The sequence below is a fragment of the Amycolatopsis sp. NPDC039088 genome (assembly GCF_055598845.1).
The window spans coordinates 34,900-50,489 of record NZ_JBVKAE010000019.1 but is presented as its reverse complement, the minus strand read 5'-3'; the positions used below and the strand labels follow the sequence as shown (position 1 = coordinate 50,489).

Genomic DNA, 15,590 nt, shown 5'->3' with positions numbered 1-15,590 from the left:
GCAAAACTGACATCCGGGAAGATCGACTGTCAACACCTTCCCCTTGAGTTGACCAGGAAGTGCGACTCCGCCGGGTAACCGGATTGCCTGTCCTACGCTCGGGAACGATTCCTATGTCCCCGGAGGTGGGTACGCTGGCGGTGTCTTTCTACGACCAATCGGGCACATTCGAGCAACTGTGGACAACAACCGAGCAGCACATTCTCGACGTGGTGGAGAATGGCAAATATTCGCACGGCCGCAAGGTCGCCGAACTCGAGGCCGCGCTCGCCGCCTACACCGGTGCGCGGTTCGTCGTCGGGGTGAACAGCGGAACGGACGCGTTGGTCCTGCTCCTGCGGGCGGCAGGCCTGGGGCCCGGCGAGGAAGTGGTCGTTCCCGCGTTCTCGTTCGTGGCGTCGGCGTCGTCGGTCGTGCTCGCGGGTGGACGGCCGGTCTTCGCCGATATCGAACCGGACGGCTACGGGATCGACCCCGCCGCGCTGGCGGGCGCGGTCGGTGAACGCACTCGATTCGTCATGCCGACACATCTGTTTTCGCAGCTCGCGGAGATCGACGGGGTGCTGGGCGAGGCTCGGCGGCTCGGCCTCACGGTGGTCGAGGACAGCGCGGAGGCCATCGGCATGCGCCGTCGCGGCACCCACGCCGGGCTGTTCGGGGCGGGTGGCGTGCTGTCGTTCTTCCCGACGAAGACGCTGGGCGCGATCGGTGACGCGGGTGCCGTCCTCACCGATGACCCGGTAATCGCCGGGACCGTCGACGCGCTTCGCCACCACGGCCGGTTCGGGGCCACGATCGGCGACTTCCCCGCGATCTCCACGACGACGGGGCTGCCCGGGTCGAACAGCAAGATGGACGACATCCAGGCGGCGGTCCTGCTCTCGAAACTCACCAGGCTGGACAGTGACATCGCCCGGCGCGCGAACCTGGCCGCCCAGTACGCGGAATCGCTCGACGGTGTGTCGGGTGTGCGCAAAAGGCCGGCGATACGGCCGGACAGCGTGTTCTACGTCTACGTGATCGAGGTCGACTCTCGGGACGATCTGGCGGCGCATTTGTCGGCGAAGGGCGTGCAAACCGAGGTCTACTATCCGACACCGCTGCACCTGCAACCTTGCTTCGCCGACCTCGGATATCGCGAGGGTGATTTCCCGAATGCCGAGCGGGCCTGCCGTCATACCCTCGCACTGCCGCTGTATCCGGATATGTCCTCCGATGATGTCGAACAGGTGTCTTCCGCCGTTCGCGATTTCTATCATGGGCGGCGAACATGACGCTCCCGTTCTTCCCGGTGGATCTCTTCGACGACGACCGAAAGGCACTGCTGGACATCGTCAAGCGCGTCGGTACCGCGCCCGAACAGAAGTTCATCCTCGGCGGGTACACGGCCGCTTTCGAAGCGGCGATCCGGGAATCGATCGGCGCGGCCGACGCCATCGCCTGCGGCAGCGGTACCTCGGCGCTCATGCTGGTGCTGCGGGCGATGGACGTCGGCGCCGGGGACGAGGTGATCGTGCCCGCCTTCGGCTGCGCACCGCTCGCGGCCGCACCGGCACTGGTGGGCGCGACCCCGGTGTTCGCCGACGTCGACCCGTGGACCATGGTCGCCGATCCCGACGCGGTCGCGCGTCTGATCACCCCGCGCACCAAGGTGCTCATGCCGGCGCACATGTTCTCGGTCATGGCGGACATGCCCGCGTTCCGGCGCATCGCCGACGGCGCGGGCGTACGGCTGCTGGAGGACTCGGCGGTCGCGCAAGGGGGAGTGCTGGCGGGTACCCCGGCCGGCCGCTGGGGTGACGCGGGCGTGTACTCGTTCGTGCAGGTCAAGACGTTCGGCATGCCGGGTGAGGGCGGCATGGTCGTCACCGACGATCGCGAGATCGGCTCGGCGGTACGGATGTTGCGCAACCACGGCCAGGACGGTAAGACCCGGTTTCGTCACCACCGCATCGGATACAACAGCCGGTTCGACGAGATCATGGCGGCGTTCCAGCTGCACCGGTTCCCGACCCTGCCGGGACGGCTCGAACGACGGGCGCGGATCGGGGAGTACTACACCGGACGCTTCACCGAACTCGCGGGCTGCGGAGTGCTCGCGCCGCCTCCGACGAGCGACGGGCGGTGCTACTACGTCTATTCCTTGCTCTGTGAACGCAGAGACGAACTTCATGAGTTCTTGGCGGCGCGAGGAATCGGCTCGCACGTCTACTACCGGAACCCGCTGCCACGGCAACCCGCCTTCGCGCCCTACACCCAGCCGGGTGAGGCCTGGCAGGCGGCGGAGCTCGCCGCACGGCGGTCGCTCGCCATCCCGATCTACCCCCATTTGACGGATCAGCAGGTGGAACGCATCGCGGACGCGGTGTGCGAATTCGCGAAGGAGTCGTGATGCGGCAGATCACCCGGACGCCCGCGCCGAGCGAGGTCGCCGACGAGTGGCGCAAGCGTGCCGAACGGCCCGGGTTGGCGCGGGTCATGCGCGCTTCCCAGCCGGCCGAACTCGCGGTGGAGACCACCGCCCGCACCCTCCGGCTCGTCACCGGCCTCCTGCGGTCCGTCGGCTCGGTCGACGACGCCTTGGAGATCGGGTGCGGGATGGGCCGGATCACCCCGTCGATCGCGGCGCGGGCGCGGACGCTCACGGCGATCGACATGACTCCGCGCATGCTCGCGCTCGCCAGGGAGAACTGCGCACATTTGTCCAATGTGGATTTCAGGTGGACGACCGTCCAGCGGCTTCCGTGGAAGGACAAGCGTTTCGACGTCGCCGTCTGCGTATGGGTCTTGATGCACATACTGGACGATGACGAGGTCGCCGAGGCGTGCCGGGCGATCGCCGCGGCGGCGCGGAATCTCGTACTCGTCGAGTACGAGGAGGCAGACATTCCCGTCGGGCGGTTCTCGAGGCTGCGGAGCCTGGAGGACTACCTTGTCCTGCTTCCCGGTGCCCGGCTGGTCGAACGTCGCGAACTGCGCTACGGCGGAGACCGGTCCTTCGCGGCGTTGATCGCACTGGACGATCCGCGATGACGACATTGGCCGTCACCCGGGGCAAGGCGTATTTCCGGCTCGCGAAACTCGACATCGTCGACTACTACCTCGGTGTGGTCGTGGTGTGGACGCTGCTCGCCCCGGTGTCGAGGTTCGATCCCGATGTCCTGCTCGCCATCGGCGTGTTCCTGCTCGGCGAGGTTTTCGTGATCGCGGCGATGGTCGCGCTGGACGATCTCACCGGCTACCGCGACGGCAGCGACATCACGAATTACTCCCCGGACGACCCCAAACGGAAGCGGTACCGCAAACCACTGGTGGCCGGAACGCTCGACGAAGACCAGGTGCTGCGGTTCGCGTGGGTGACCGGCGTGCTCGGTGCGGCGCTCTGGCTCGCGGCCATCGTCGTCGCACCCCATAGTCCTTTGTGGACTGTGGTGCTGATCGTGGTCACCTACTTCTTCTCCCTCCAGTATTCCTGGGGAGTGAAGCTCAGCTACCACGGCTTCCAGGAGTTCTTCATCGCGGCTCTTGGCTGGGCACTGGTGCTCGCGCCGTACGGCCTCGCGACCGGTGAGTTCACCGGGTTCGCGCTCGCCGAGGCGTTGCTCTTCGGACTGGGACCGCTGTTGTTCGGCGTCTACTCCAACACCAACGACGTCGACGGCGATCGGCGGGTCGGCAGGCCGACGGTCGCCGCGCTGACCTCCCCGCGCGGCAACATGTACTTCGTGACCGCCGTGTCCGCGGCCGAGTTCGCGCTGATCCTCGCCGTGCCCGCCCTCGGTGGTCCGTGGTGGTTCCCGCTCGCGCTGCTCCCCACGATCGTGGCGCGAGTACGGCAGGTGTGGCTCGGGTTCGCGCTGGGCGACATCATGCGGGCCCGGATGCTCGGTATCCGCATCCATCGGATCACCGTGCTGTCGCTGGTCGTGGTGAACCTGGTGGCGATCACATGACCGACGTCGACGTGGCGGTGGTGGGCGCGGGCGTCGCCGGGCTCACCGCCGCGTACCGGCTGAGTGAGTCGGGGCGCGAGGTACGGGTCTTCGAGGCGGCGGACGTGGTCGGCGGCCGGATGACGACGGTGCGAGAGGATGGCTATCTGATCGACACATGTGCCGAGCAGATGGCGGAGCGGGGCTACCCGGCGACCTGGCGGCTGCTGGCCGAGCTGGGTATCGACCGGGCCTCGGCGCCCAGAATCGGCCGCGGCATCGCGATGTGGCGCGGCCGGGCCCGGTCCGGCGTCGCACAACCGCGAGGACTGATCACCGGAGCCGGGTTGTCGCCGCGGGCCCGGCTGGACGGCGCGCGGGTGATCCGGGGGAAGTTCGACACCGAACGGCCGGAGCGCTCGCGGCTGGGTGATCGCACCGTCGCGGAACTCGCCGCGCCGTACCATCCGGATCTGCTGAACTACCTGCTGCAGCCGGTCGTGTCGGGGTTCTTCGGCTGGAATCCGGCGCGGTCGGCGGCCGCGCCACTGCTGGCCCTGCTCACGTCCGTTGGCCCGCCGCGGACCTGGCGGGTGTACAGCGACGGCATGGACACCTTCGCCCGCGCCCTCGCCGGGCGCGTGGACGTCAGCACCGGGTTCCGAGTGGATCGGGTCATCGACGACGGGGCCGCGCCGCGCATCATCAGCGGTACCCGGGAAATCAGCGCGAAGGCGGTCGTACTGGCGGTCCCCGCCCCGGTCGCGGCCGAGCTCCACTCGCGGCACGGTTCCGAGTTCCTCAGTGCTTGCTCGTTCACCCCCGTGGTCAAGGCTCATCTGCTTCTCGACCGCCCGCTCGGCGGTCCGGACTACGCGCTGATCGTGCCGACCGCGGAGAACGGCACCGTGTCCACGGTCATCTTCGACCACCTCAAACACCCCGGTCGCGCACCCGCCGGCCGCGGCTTGGTCACGCTCATGGCCCATCCGGCCGTGGTGCCGGAGCTGCTGGACGCCTCCGACGAGGACGTGGCGGAACGGTTGACCGGCGCCGCCGAACGTCTCGTGCCCGGCCTGCGGTCGGCCACGTGGCGCGCGATCGTCCGGCGGGTGCGGCACGCGGCGCCCGAGGTGACGCCTCGCGCGCTCGCCTTGCGTGCCGCCTTCGAGGCAGGTCTCGGCGGCCCAGTCGACTACGCGGGTGACTGGGTCTACCTCAGTCCGTGCAGCGAAGCCGCGGTCCGATCCGGGCTGCGCGTCGCGAAGCGCCTCGCCGTCGACGAAAGGGCACGATGAAACCACACGACATGGGAACGTTGTTCGACGAGTGCGCGCATACGCCGACGATCGTGCGCCTCGACCGGCCGTTCGACATCGCACCCGCGGGCGGCGTCACCTACCCGGTCGCCCGACTCGCCGAACTGGTGCGGGCCGCGGCGGGATGGCTGCACGAAGCCGGTGTGCGGCCGGGTGACCGGGTCGCCATCGTCAAACGCAACCACTGGGATTACGACCTGCTGGCGTGCGCCGCGGTGCGGGTCGGTGCGATCGCGGCGAAGCTGTCCGGCCACCTGCCGGATGAGACGCTGGAGATCCTGGTGAAGCGCCTGGACGCGGCGGTGCTGGTCACCGATCGCCCTGAGCTGAGGGCGAACCGGGTCTTGCGCGTCGAGGATTTCGCCGCCGCCCGGCCTCCGGCGCCGCACCGGCGGCAAGCCGACGAACCGCTGATCATCTGCCATACGTCGGGGACGACCGGCGTCCCGAAGCTGGTGGTGCACACGACCCGGACGATCATCGATCGGCTGGCCCGACCGGAATCGGTGCGCTGGCCGGTGATCGGGGTCCGGCGCGACGACGTGGTCGGCAACGCCAGCGCGTACTCGCACGGCCGCACGTTCTGCTGGACCGCGTCGGCTCTGTGCCTCGCACCACGGGAGCTCGTGATCCTGAGCGAGCACTCCGCGGCGGCCGAGGTGTTCGGACGGCATCGGCCGACCGTGCTCGAAGCCCTTCCGTCGACGTTCGTCCGCTGGCGTCCCCTCGCGACCACGCCCGCGAACCCGTTCCGCCGGGTCCGGCGGTTCGTCAGCACCTACGACGCCGTGCATCCGCCGGTGATCAGGACGATGTTGCACGCCAGCGAGCACAAGCGTCCACTGTGGATGCAGGGCTGGGGTCAGTCCGAAACGGGACCACTCTCGTTTCGGTTCTTCACCAGGCGTTCCGTGCACACGACCCGGGATCTCGGCAGGCCACTGCCGGGGCTCGCCAGGCTCCGGGTCGTCGATCCGGAAACCGCCGAACCCGTTCCGCGCGGCACGGCCGGGCTGGTACTGGCACGGACCCGCGCACGGTGCGTCGGCTATGTGGGGGAGCAGGACCGGTGGGCGGCCAAAGCGTCCGGGCCGTGGTGGAACACCGGCGACCTCGGGGTGGTGAGCCGGACCGGTGCGGTGACCCTGCTCGACCGCGAGGTCGACAGCGTTCCGGGGACGAGCTGCCTCGCGCTGGAGGATCTGATCGAGGACAGCCTTCCGGCCATCGCCGAATGCGTTGTGCTGTCCGCGGCGGGACGGGAGCCGATTCCGGTGATCGTGACCGACACCGACCTGGATCCGGCGGAGTGGCGGGCCGCGGTGTCCGGCCTTCCGCCGATGGCGGAGCCGGTGGTGCTTCCGTGGGACGACGTGCCGCGAACCGGCACCGGCAAGGTGCGGCGCCTCGACCTGCTGGCACGGCTGACCGGGACGAGCGAGACGAACGGATCGGGAAGGTGGACGTGACCACGGCCTACGTGTTCGACAACCACAGTGGACACGCCACCGAGCAGCATCGGTGCCTCTCCGAGGCGTACGACCCGTTCACGCTCGCACGGCTGGCTCGGACCGGCGTCGGACCCGGTTGGTCCTGCCTCGAAGTCGGCGCGGGCGGCAGCGGCGTCGCGCATTGGCTCGCCGGCAAGGTGGCACCCACCGGGTCGGTGCTGGCGACCGACATCAAACCCGAGCACATCGCTCCCGTGCCGGGGCTGACCGTGCGCCGGCACGACGTCGTCCACGATCCGTTGCCGCGCGGCGGATTCGACCTCGTCCACGCCCGGCTGGTGTTGCAGCATCTGCCCGAGCGGGAAGCGGTGCTGCGCAAGCTGGCACGGGCGTTGAGACCGGGCGGCTGGATGCAGATCGATGAGTTCGACATCTCCTACGGTCCGGTGCTGCTCGCACCCGACGCCCGGGCGTCGGACCTCTACGAGGCGTTTCTCGCCGCCAAGGAGAAGACGTTCGAAGCCGCGGGTGGGGACGGCACCTGGGGCCGCCGTGTCGCCGCGTCCATGGTCGCGGCGGGCCTGGTCGACGTCGACCCGGTGCCCACGCTCTTCCCGTGGCGGGCGGGCTCGCCCGGCGTGCGGTTGCTGATCCATCACACCCGGCACCTGCGAGACCGGTTGCTAGCCGCGGGGATGACCGACGGCGAACTCGCCGAAGTGCGCGCGGTGATGGCGGATCCGCGGTTTCGGGCGTCGTCGTGTGTCGTGTACTCCGTGCACGGACGGAGCCCGGGATGACCACCGCGCTGGACGGCGTGACCGTAGCGGGACCGGTCGACCTGCCGCTGGCCGGCGAACTCGACGTACAGGCCGCCTGCGGGATCATGCAGGTGCACGGCCGGAGATTCGGGACGCCGACCCCGCTGGGACTCGACTACGCCTCCCTTCTCGCGGTCGAACTCGCCGAAATGGGCGCCGTCGCGCTGAAACTGGCCAGGGCGCGGGGGATCCCTCTGCGCGGGGTGGCTACCTCGCTGGCACAGGCCGCTCTGCTGGCGATCTCCCAGTACTTGGCGGCGGCGACGGCAGGGGACGAACACCGGGAGTCGTTCGCACCCGGTGGCCCGCCGTTTCGTTCGGCCGACCGGGTCGCCTTCGAGATCGAGACCCTCGACCCGCGTGTCTGGCAACGGTTCTGGACCACGCTCGGTGCCGACGACAAGGCGGTCTCGACAGGCTGGCGGCCGTTCACGCACAGGTTCGCGACCGCGACCTGCCCGCTGCCGCCAAGGTTGGCGGGACTGCTCGGCGCGCTCCCGATCGCCGCGATAGAACGGGCCGCCGACCGCGCGGGCATGACGCTGATACGGGTCTCGGATCGGATGCTCGACCGGTTGCCCGCCTTCGTCGTGAGCGGCAACGGGCGCGGCCACCGGCCCGTCCGGCCGGTGGAGCTGCTTCCGTTGTCGGGCTTGGTGGTCCTCGAATCGTGCCGCCGGGTGCAGGGGCCCATGGCGGGTCACCTGTTACGGCTTCTCGGCGCGACGGTGCTGCGGATCGAGCCGCCGGGCGGCGACCCGCTGCGATGGGTACCGCCGATCGCGGGTGAGACTTCGGCCAGGTTTCGCGCGCTCAACGAGGGCAAGGAAGTCGTCGAAGCCGACTTGAACACCCCAGGTGGTAGGCGGCAGCTGCTCGAACTCGCCGCCGGGGCCGACGTGTTCCTGCACAACTGGGCTCCGGGCAAGGCTGAGCGATGGTCGTTGTGCCCGAACGATCTGGCGCGTGTCCGGCCAGGGATCGTGTACGCGTACGCGTCGGGCTGGGGCGCCGAGTTCGGACCGGAACCACCGGTGGGCACGGACTACGTCGTGCAGGCCCACGCGGGCGTACCGCCGTCGTTGATGACGATCGTCGACGTGTTCGGCGGGATCGTGTCCGCGCACGGGATCGTGACCGCACTGGCGCGCGGCGCCACGCGGGTCGACTCGTCGCTCCTGTCCGCCGCCTGCCGGCTCAACGCGGGCGCTCGACGGCGATGTGACCGGCCGTTGACCGTGCCGGTCTGTGAAGACCTCGCCGCGCTGGCCGCGGATCCCCGCTTCGCTCGCGCGCTCATCCCAGGGGAGTGCGTACTCGTCGCTTCGCCGTGGGAGTTCACCGTATGACCTGGATATCCGCCACCGGGGTGGTCCTGCCCGATCTCGTGCCCGCGGAGCTGCGCCGCGAATGGGTCCGAAGTGGACACTGCCCGGACAGGGACCTGTACTCCTTGTTCCGTGACCGGGTGCGCGAGCATCCGTCGCGCACAGCGGTCATCGACGACGAGGGATCGTTGACCTACGCGGCACTGGACATCGCGGCGCGGGAACTGGCCGCGCGGCTGGAGGCCGCCGGTTGCGACTCCACGGACATCGCGGGGGTGTGGGAACCCAACGGACGTGCCGCGGTGATCGCCGAACTGGGCGTGCTCGCGGTCGGTGCCGTGGTCCTGCCCGTGCCGCCCGGATCGGACCGGCTCCTCGAACGCGCGGGCGTGCGGTTCGTCGTCGGCAACGGGCGAGTGGCGGGTCCACCGCGACCGCGTCGCGCGAACCGGGTCCGCCCGCACCCGGGCGCTCCCGCGCGGATCCTGGTGTCGTCCGGCTCGGAGTCGGAACCGAAGATGGTCGCCTATTCGCACAACGCCTTCGCCGGCGGCCGGGCGAACTATCTCCGCGCCGTCCACGGCGCCACTCCGGTTCCGCGCGATCTGGTCCTCGTCCAGCCGACGTCGGGTTTCGGTTCGTTCGGGGTTCCGGTGACGCTGTGCTGTCTCGGCGGCACGCTGATCCTGACGCGCCGGTTCGAACCGGGCGCGGCGCTCCGGCTGATCGGCGAGCACCACCCCACTCACGTGTTCGCCGTCCCCACCATGTGGCGGCGCATGGCCGAGCACCCCACGGAGGTGGACACCTCCGGGCTCGCGGCCATCGTGTCGAGCGGCGACACTTTGCCGCTTTCGACGCTCGCCGCGTGTCGTGAGCGGTTCGGCGTCGACATGATCGACATCTACGGTTCGTCCGACGGCGTGAACTGCCATACGACGACGCCGGAGAACGGTGTCGGTGTCCCGGATCCCGCGGTCTGCGAGATCCGGATCATCGACGGCGAGATCTGCGCACGAGGTCCGATGACCCCGCTGTGCTACGTCGGCGCGCCGGAGCTGGACGCGGCATACCGGATCGACGGCGGCTGGGTACGGACGGGCGACAGTGGCAGATTCGACGCGCAGGGCCGGTTGCACGTCACCGGCAGGCGCAAACGCGTCGTGATCCGCGGTGGGTACACGATCAGCCCGGCCGAGGTGGAGCGGGCGATCGGCGACCATCCCGCGGTGAAGGAAGTCGCTTGTGTCCCCGTACCGGACCACGAACTGGGGGAACGGCTCTGCGCCTGTGTGACCGTCCGGAATGGACGGTCACCGACCTTGGCGGAACTCACGGCCTTCCTCTTCGGCAACGGCGTCCCGATCCCCCAACTACCGGAGTTCTTGGTCGTCCTCGGCGAACTTCCGCTCGGTCGCACCGGCAAGGTCTGCCATCGCACGCTGACCCGGCTCGCCGCCCGTCGCTGCGATGCCGGGTCCTGACCGCGGGGCCGCCGATCACTTGTTCAGCCCCGGTGGGCCTGTCCGCCGGTAGGGTGGCGCGGTGACGAGTTTTCCCGCTGCGGCGTCTCGGGTTCGCGACACCGACCTGGCGCCGAGGGACAGGTTGCTGTCGCTGCGAGAGTGTGTGTTGCGTTGCGCGCCGTACGGCTTCCGCGCCACCTGGCACCACTTGATCGTCAGCGCGGACGGACAGGAAGGGGTCGACGAGGGCCCGCTGCCACTACTGCGCATGCTGGACGAACTGGAGGAAGCCCGCTTCGTGTGGCGGGCGCAGGTCGAGGACTACATCGCGCGCCGCCGCCGGGAGAAGGCCGCCGGAAACCGGATACCTTCCCGTGTCGACCAGTGGCGTGGCCGGCCCGGAACGATCGCCTACTGTCCCGACTGCGAAAAACACCCGGCAGACCGGTTGGCCGTCGTGGTCCGGCGGGTGATCGCCGCCTATGACTCCGGTGTCGATCCGGTGGTGACGTGCCGCGCATGTGGACAGTCGCTATCCGCGGACTTCCCCTGTCCCGTCTGTGGTGTAGACCCCCGTCCGGACGCGCAACGCCCCGAGTTCCGGACGTTGCCCGTTCATCACCGATGGCGCGAGCTGTGGCTGCGCACCAGGGCACGCGCGACACTCTGACCGATCAACCGACCGGCGTGCTCCCCTCGAAGTCGTCGCTCGCCTCAGCCACGGTCGTGGAGGGTGATCTGGTAACCGTCGGGGTCGGCGAAGGTGAACGTCCGGCCGAAGGGGCCGTCGATCGGCGCGGAGACGATGGTGTGACCGTCGGCGACGAGAGTGTCGTGAATGGACTGGACGTCGGTGGCGTGAATCCAGATCGCGGCACCGATGCCGGGCTGGGCGACCGAGGCGAGGTCGGTGCCGGGAATGACCTCACGGAGAGCGAAGGCGATCGGCTTCGTCTCGAACACGACGGCGTGCGGAGGTCCGGCCTGCGAGCGGACGAGGCCGAGGTACCGCTCGTAGAACGCCTGTGAAGCGTCCAGGTCACGCGCTTGCAGTGAGATGAAGTCGGGGCCGGTGGCGGGCAAGATGATGCTCCTTCTTTTCGTGTCAGATTCCTGACACGAGTGACTGTATGTCAGAATACTGACATGAGTCAAGACGGGGTCGACCTGGACAAGTCCCTGGGCTACCTGCTGAAGGAGGCGTCAAGCGCTCTGCGCGCGGCCATGGAGGAGGTGCTGCGGCCGCTCGGGATGAGCGTGACGCACTACTCCTGCCTCGAACTCTTGGCGCAGCGGCCGGGCTTGTCCAATTCCGAGCTCGCGCGGGGCGCGTTCGTGACCCGGCAGTCGATGAACGTGCTTCTCCAGACCCTGGAGCGGGAGGGCCAGGTGATCAGGCCCGCGGAAGCGCCCGTCGGCAAGGCCCTTCCCGCGCGGCTCACACCTCGCGGCAGGCGGAGCCTGGAGAAGGCGACCGCGGCGGTCCGGTCCGTGGAGGTCAGGATGCTGACCGGCCTGAGCGAGACCGAGCAGGCGAGCGCGTTCCGGATCCTGCGGAGCATGGTCCATTCCCTGCGCGAGAGCGACGACGGCGCTTAGTTCGTTCGCCGGGTGACCAGGGCGACGCCGACGGTCGCGAGGCCGAATCCGAGGATCGCTCCAGGGGTGAGGTGCTGGTCGAGCAGGGGTACTCCGGCGAGAGCGGTGACGGGTGGGACGAGGAACAGGTAGCTGGTGGCACTGGCGCCTGGTTGGCGTTTTAGGAGTGAGAACAGCAGCACGAAGGCGGTGATCGAGCCGATGAGGGCGAGCCAGGTGACGGTGCTGATGGCGACCGGGGTGAGTGGGAGAGCGAAGCCGCCGGAGACCGCGGTGAGCGGGGTTATGCCGATGGTGGCGGCGGCCAGTTGGAGGAACATGCCGGTGCGCAGGTCCATGTGCTCGCCGAATCGCTTCTGGTAGAGCGTGCCGCCGGCGGATCCGGCGAGACCGCCGACGGCCGCGAGGATGCCGGTGGTCGTGCCGAAGCCGGCGAGGTCGGTGCTGACGGCGGCGGCGACTCCGGCGAAGCCCAGGACGAGTCCGATGATCTGCCACGGGTGGAGGCGTTCGGCGAACAGGGGGACGGCTGCCGCGGCGACGACCAGCGGGGTGGCGTCGGTGATCAGTGAGGTGATCCCGGCGGACACGCCCAGCTGGAGCGCGAGGAAGACCCCGGCGAATTGGCAGGTCTGCAGGAGGAACCCGGTGACGAACAGGTGGATCCACGCGGCAGGCCGGCGGGGCCACGGTGCTCTGCTGAAAAGAACGATGACGCCCAAGACGGCCGTGGCGGCGAGGAATCGCCAGAACCCGAGGGTGCCGGGGGCAACGGTTCTGGTGCCGATACTGCCGACGATGAATCCGCTGCTCCACACACAGGTGAACAGGACAGCGAAGCCGACTTTCCACCACACTTTCGCTGGTGGCGAGGTGCTGGGCCGCACCGCCGTGGCCGGTTCGGCGGGATGCGCCGACGATCCCACGGCTCCGCCTCCCTCGTTCGCCGATGGCTCAGAGGTACCCCGCTCCGCTACGACCTATGCGATCTTTTCGCCGAGGACGGGACGGCATCAGCGTGAGGCCCGCAGGAACTCCCGGTTCAGCCGGGCGATGCTGTCGAACGGTATTCCTTTCGGGCACGACGCCACGCACTCGCCGGTGTTGGTGCAGCCGCCGAATCCTTCGTCGTCCATCGCGGTGACGAGGTCGAGCACGCGCTGTTCCCGTTCGGGCTGTCCCTGCGGCACCACGTTCAGGTGGGTCACCTTCGCCGAGGTGAACAGCATCGCCGACCCGTTCGGGCAGGCCGCCACGCATGCGCCGCAGCCGATACAGGTGGCGTTGTCGAAGGCCAGCTCGGCGTCCGGTTTGGGGACCGGCGTGGCGTGCGCCTCCGGCGCACTGCCGGTCGGCGCGGTGACATATCCGCCCGCCTGGATGATCCGATCGAAGGCCGACCGGTCGACGACCAGGTCTTTGACCACCGGGAAACCCTTGGCACGCCAAGGTTCCACGTCGATGACGGCGCCGTCGCGGAACGCCCGCATGTGCAACTGGCAGGTCGTCGTCCGCTCCGGACCGTGTGCTTGCCCGTTGATGACCACCCCGCACGAGCCGCAGATCCCCTCCCGGCAGTCGTGGTCGAACGCCACCGGCGTCTCACCGCTGGTGATCAGGTTTTGGTTGAGGACGTCCAGCATCTCCAGGAACGACATGTCCGGGCTGACGTCGTCGACGGCGTAGGAGACCATCCGCCCGCGCTCCTCAGGTCCGGACTGGCGCCAGATGCGCACGGTGATTTTCACGTGTAACTCCGTTGAGTGGGGTGAACCTGGTCGAAGGTCAGTTCTTCGTGATGCAGCACGGGTTCCTCGCCGTACTCCCACGCGGCGACGTGGCTGAAGCGCGTGTCGTCCCGCAACGCCTCGCCCTCGGCGGTCTGGTGATCCTCGCGGAAATGCCCGCCGCAAGACTCTTCGCGCACCAAGGCGTCCAGCAGCATGAGCTCGGCCAGCTCGAAGAAGTCCGCGACGCGGTTGGCCTTTTCCAGCTCCTGGTTGAGTTCGGTGGCCGTTCCGGGGATGCGGACCGAGCGCCAGAACTCCGCCCGTAGCTCGGGCACGCGGGCCAAAGCCTCGCGCAGTCCGCTCTCGGTGCGGGACATACCGCAGTGGTCCCACATGAGCAGGCCCAGTTCGCGATGGAAATCGTCGACGGTCCTCGTGCCGTTGATCGAGAGCAGCCGGTCCAGCCGGTCCCGAGCCTCGGTTTCGACCGCGGTGACCGCCGGATGCGTGGGGCCGACAGTGTCGAGCGAATTGCCGCCGAGGTAGTCGTTGATCGTGGTCGGCAGCACGAAGTAGCCGTCCGCCAGGCCTTGCATCAGCGCAGAGGCCCCGAGCCGGTTCGCGCCGTGGTCGGAGAAGTTCGCCTCGCCGATCACGAACAGTCCGGGGATGGTGCTCTGCAGGTCGTAGTCCACCCACAAACCACCCATCGTGTAATGGATCGCGGGGTAGATGCGCATCGGGACCCGGTACGGATCCTCGGCGGTGATCCGCTGATACATGTCGAAAAGGTTGCCGTAGCGGGCCTCGATCGCGGGGCGGCCGAGGCGGGCGATCGCGTCGGCGAAGTCCAGATACACGCCCAGCCCGCCCGGTCCGACTCCGAAGCCGTCGTCGCAGCGCTTCTTCGCCGCCCTGGACGCGATGTCGCGCGGCACGAGGTTGCCGAAGCTCGGATACATCCGTTCCAGGTAGTAGTCCCGCTCGTCTTCCGGGATCCGGCCGGGCGGCCGGTTGTCGTCCCGGCGCTTGGGCACCCAGATCCGGCCGTCGTTGCGCAACGACTCGCTCATCAACGTCAACTTCGACTGATGCTCGCCGGTGCGGGGAATGCAGGTGGGGTGGATCTGCGTGAAGCACGGATTCGCGAAGTAGGCGCCGCGGCGGTGCGCGCGCCAGATCGCGCTCGCGTTGGAACCCTTGGCGTTGGTGGACAGGTAGAACACGTTGCCGTAGCCGCCGGTCGCCAGCACGACGGCCTCGGCGAGATGCGTCGTGACCGCTCCGGTGATCAGGTTTCTGGCGACGATTCCGCGCGCGCGGCCGTCCACGACGATCAGGTCAAGCATCTCCGTGCGGGCATGCATCTCGACGCCGCCGGCGTCGATCTGCCTGGACAGCGCCTGGTAGGCCCCGAGCAGCAGCTGCTGACCTGTCTGGCCCCGCGCGTAGAACGTGCGCTGGACCTGCACGCCGCCGAACGAGCGCGTGTCGAGCAGACCGCCGTACTCGCGGGCGAACGGCACTCCTTGGGCGACGGCCTGATCGATGATCTGCGTGGAGATCTCCGCCAACCGGTACACATTGGACTCCCGCGATCGGAAGTCACCGCCCTTGACCGTGTCGTAGAACAGCCGATGGACGGAGTCGCCGTCGTTACGGTAGTTCTTCGCCGCGTTGATCCCGCCCTGCGCGGCCACGGAGTGCGCCCGGCGAGGGGAATCCTGGAAGCAGAACTGGGTCACGTGGTAGCCCTGCTCGGCCAGCGTCGCGCCGGCCGACGCGCCCGCGAGCCCGGTGCCGACCACGATCACCCGGTGCTTGCGACGGTTGGCGGGATTCACCAGCTTGGCGGTGAACTTCCTTTCCGCCCAACGCCGTTCGAGGTCGGTATCCGGTGCCTTGGTGTCGGCGATGGGGGAGCCGACCGTGTGCTCGATCATG

The 15,590-nt window shown here is 68.9% G+C and carries 15 protein-coding genes; 11 read left to right on the top strand and 4 right to left on the bottom strand.

Annotated elements, in window-relative coordinates; genetic code table 11:
• Positions 1 to 212 precede the first annotated feature (212 nt).
• The 10 genes from ACZ7KI_RS23960 to ACZ7KI_RS23915 all read left to right on the top strand — a co-directional run bounded on the left by ACZ7KI_RS23960 (position 213) and on the right by ACZ7KI_RS23915 (position 10,987).
• Positions 213 to 1,274 (top strand): DegT/DnrJ/EryC1/StrS family aminotransferase, encoded by a 1,062-nt coding sequence (locus ACZ7KI_RS23960; RefSeq protein WP_470275324.1) that lies wholly within the window; start codon positions 213 to 215, stop codon positions 1,272 to 1,274.
• A complete protein-coding gene (locus tag ACZ7KI_RS23955; protein WP_470275323.1) occupies positions 1,271 to 2,392 on the top strand; it encodes a DegT/DnrJ/EryC1/StrS family aminotransferase in 1,122 nt (373 codons plus the stop codon). The genes ACZ7KI_RS23960 and ACZ7KI_RS23955 overlap by 4 nt, the downstream gene beginning before the upstream one ends.
• On the top strand, positions 2,392 to 3,033 hold the full coding sequence (locus ACZ7KI_RS23950; protein WP_470275322.1) for a class I SAM-dependent methyltransferase: 642 nt from the start codon (positions 2,392 to 2,394) through the stop codon (positions 3,031 to 3,033). The genes ACZ7KI_RS23955 and ACZ7KI_RS23950 overlap by 1 nt, the downstream gene beginning before the upstream one ends.
• Positions 3,030 to 3,953 (top strand): UbiA family prenyltransferase, encoded by a 924-nt coding sequence (locus tag ACZ7KI_RS23945; protein WP_470275321.1) that lies wholly within the window; start codon positions 3,030 to 3,032, stop codon positions 3,951 to 3,953. The genes ACZ7KI_RS23950 and ACZ7KI_RS23945 overlap by 4 nt, the downstream gene beginning before the upstream one ends.
• The gene (locus tag ACZ7KI_RS23940) at positions 3,950 to 5,230 is read left to right on the top strand and encodes a protoporphyrinogen/coproporphyrinogen oxidase (RefSeq protein ID WP_470275320.1); all 1,281 of its coding nucleotides are present in this window, start codon (positions 3,950 to 3,952) and stop codon (positions 5,228 to 5,230) included. The genes ACZ7KI_RS23945 and ACZ7KI_RS23940 overlap by 4 nt, the downstream gene beginning before the upstream one ends.
• The gene (locus ACZ7KI_RS23935) at positions 5,227 to 6,720 is read left to right on the top strand and encodes a class I adenylate-forming enzyme family protein (protein ID WP_470275319.1); all 1,494 of its coding nucleotides are present in this window, start codon (positions 5,227 to 5,229) and stop codon (positions 6,718 to 6,720) included. The genes ACZ7KI_RS23940 and ACZ7KI_RS23935 overlap by 4 nt, the downstream gene beginning before the upstream one ends.
• The gene (locus ACZ7KI_RS23930; protein ID WP_470275318.1) at positions 6,711 to 7,502 is read left to right on the top strand and encodes a class I SAM-dependent methyltransferase; all 792 of its coding nucleotides are present in this window, start codon (positions 6,711 to 6,713) and stop codon (positions 7,500 to 7,502) included. The genes ACZ7KI_RS23935 and ACZ7KI_RS23930 overlap by 10 nt, the downstream gene beginning before the upstream one ends.
• On the top strand, positions 7,499 to 8,872 hold the full coding sequence (locus tag ACZ7KI_RS23925) for a CoA transferase (protein WP_470275317.1): 1,374 nt from the start codon (positions 7,499 to 7,501) through the stop codon (positions 8,870 to 8,872). Before ACZ7KI_RS23930 ends, ACZ7KI_RS23925 begins: the two co-directional genes overlap by 4 nt.
• Complete coding sequence (locus ACZ7KI_RS23920; RefSeq protein WP_470275316.1) at positions 8,869 to 10,335, top strand: class I adenylate-forming enzyme family protein; 1,467 nt, start codon at positions 8,869 to 8,871, stop codon at positions 10,333 to 10,335. Before ACZ7KI_RS23925 ends, ACZ7KI_RS23920 begins: the two co-directional genes overlap by 4 nt.
• Positions 10,336 to 10,396: 61 nt before the next feature.
• Positions 10,397 to 10,987, top strand: a complete 591-nt coding sequence (locus ACZ7KI_RS23915) for a hypothetical protein (protein ID WP_470275315.1) — start codon at positions 10,397 to 10,399, stop codon at positions 10,985 to 10,987.
• A 44-nt stretch (positions 10,988 to 11,031) separates the two neighbouring features.
• Here the strand turns inward: ACZ7KI_RS23915 and ACZ7KI_RS23910 are convergent, their stop codons facing one another.
• The gene (locus tag ACZ7KI_RS23910) at positions 11,032 to 11,400 is read right to left on the bottom strand and encodes a VOC family protein (RefSeq protein WP_470275314.1); all 369 of its coding nucleotides are present in this window, start codon (positions 11,398 to 11,400) and stop codon (positions 11,032 to 11,034) included.
• A gap of 63 nt (positions 11,401 to 11,463) precedes the next feature.
• Between ACZ7KI_RS23910 and ACZ7KI_RS23905 the strand changes: the two genes are divergently transcribed.
• Positions 11,464 to 11,916, top strand: coding sequence for a MarR family winged helix-turn-helix transcriptional regulator (locus ACZ7KI_RS23905; protein ID WP_470275313.1), 453 nt, complete (start codon positions 11,464 to 11,466; stop codon positions 11,914 to 11,916).
• Here ACZ7KI_RS23905 and ACZ7KI_RS23900 read toward each other — a convergent pair.
• The 3 genes from ACZ7KI_RS23900 to ACZ7KI_RS23890 form a co-directional block, all read right to left on the bottom strand.
• Positions 11,913 to 12,842, bottom strand: a complete 930-nt coding sequence (locus ACZ7KI_RS23900; protein ID WP_470275312.1) for a DMT family transporter — start codon at positions 12,840 to 12,842, stop codon at positions 11,913 to 11,915. The genes ACZ7KI_RS23905 and ACZ7KI_RS23900 overlap by 4 nt on opposite strands.
• An 87-nt stretch (positions 12,843 to 12,929) precedes the next feature.
• Entirely contained in the window at positions 12,930 to 13,664 is a 735-nt protein-coding gene (locus tag ACZ7KI_RS23895; RefSeq protein ID WP_470275311.1) for a succinate dehydrogenase/fumarate reductase iron-sulfur subunit, read from the bottom strand.
• A complete protein-coding gene (locus ACZ7KI_RS23890; RefSeq protein WP_470275310.1) occupies positions 13,661 to 15,589 on the bottom strand; it encodes a fumarate reductase/succinate dehydrogenase flavoprotein subunit in 1,929 nt (642 codons plus the stop codon). The genes ACZ7KI_RS23895 and ACZ7KI_RS23890 overlap by 4 nt, the downstream gene beginning before the upstream one ends.
• Position 15,590: the final 1 nt, after the last annotated feature.

What these genes read in the sequence shown, in the direction of transcription:
- ACZ7KI_RS23955 (WP_470275323.1), top strand. Translation starts at nt 1,271, where the DNA reads ATGACGCTCCCGTTCTTCCCGGTGGATCTCTTCGACGACGACCGAAAG.
- ACZ7KI_RS23950 (WP_470275322.1), top strand. Translation starts at nt 2,392, where the DNA reads ATGCGGCAGATCACCCGGACGCCCGCGCCGAGCGAGGTCGCCGACGAG.
- ACZ7KI_RS23945 (WP_470275321.1), top strand. Translation starts at nt 3,030, where the DNA reads ATGACGACATTGGCCGTCACCCGGGGCAAGGCGTATTTCCGGCTCGCG.
- ACZ7KI_RS23940 (WP_470275320.1), top strand. Translation starts at nt 3,950, where the DNA reads ATGACCGACGTCGACGTGGCGGTGGTGGGCGCGGGCGTCGCCGGGCTC.
- ACZ7KI_RS23935 (WP_470275319.1), top strand. Translation starts at nt 5,227, where the DNA reads ATGAAACCACACGACATGGGAACGTTGTTCGACGAGTGCGCGCATACG.
- ACZ7KI_RS23925 (WP_470275317.1), top strand. Translation starts at nt 7,499, where the DNA reads ATGACCACCGCGCTGGACGGCGTGACCGTAGCGGGACCGGTCGACCTG.
- ACZ7KI_RS23920 (WP_470275316.1), top strand. Translation starts at nt 8,869, where the DNA reads ATGACCTGGATATCCGCCACCGGGGTGGTCCTGCCCGATCTCGTGCCC.
- ACZ7KI_RS23905 (WP_470275313.1), top strand. Translation starts at nt 11,464, where the DNA reads ATGAGTCAAGACGGGGTCGACCTGGACAAGTCCCTGGGCTACCTGCTG.
- ACZ7KI_RS23890 (WP_470275310.1), bottom strand. Translation starts at nt 15,589, where the DNA reads ATGATCGAGCACACGGTCGGCTCCCCCATCGCCGACACCAAGGCACCG.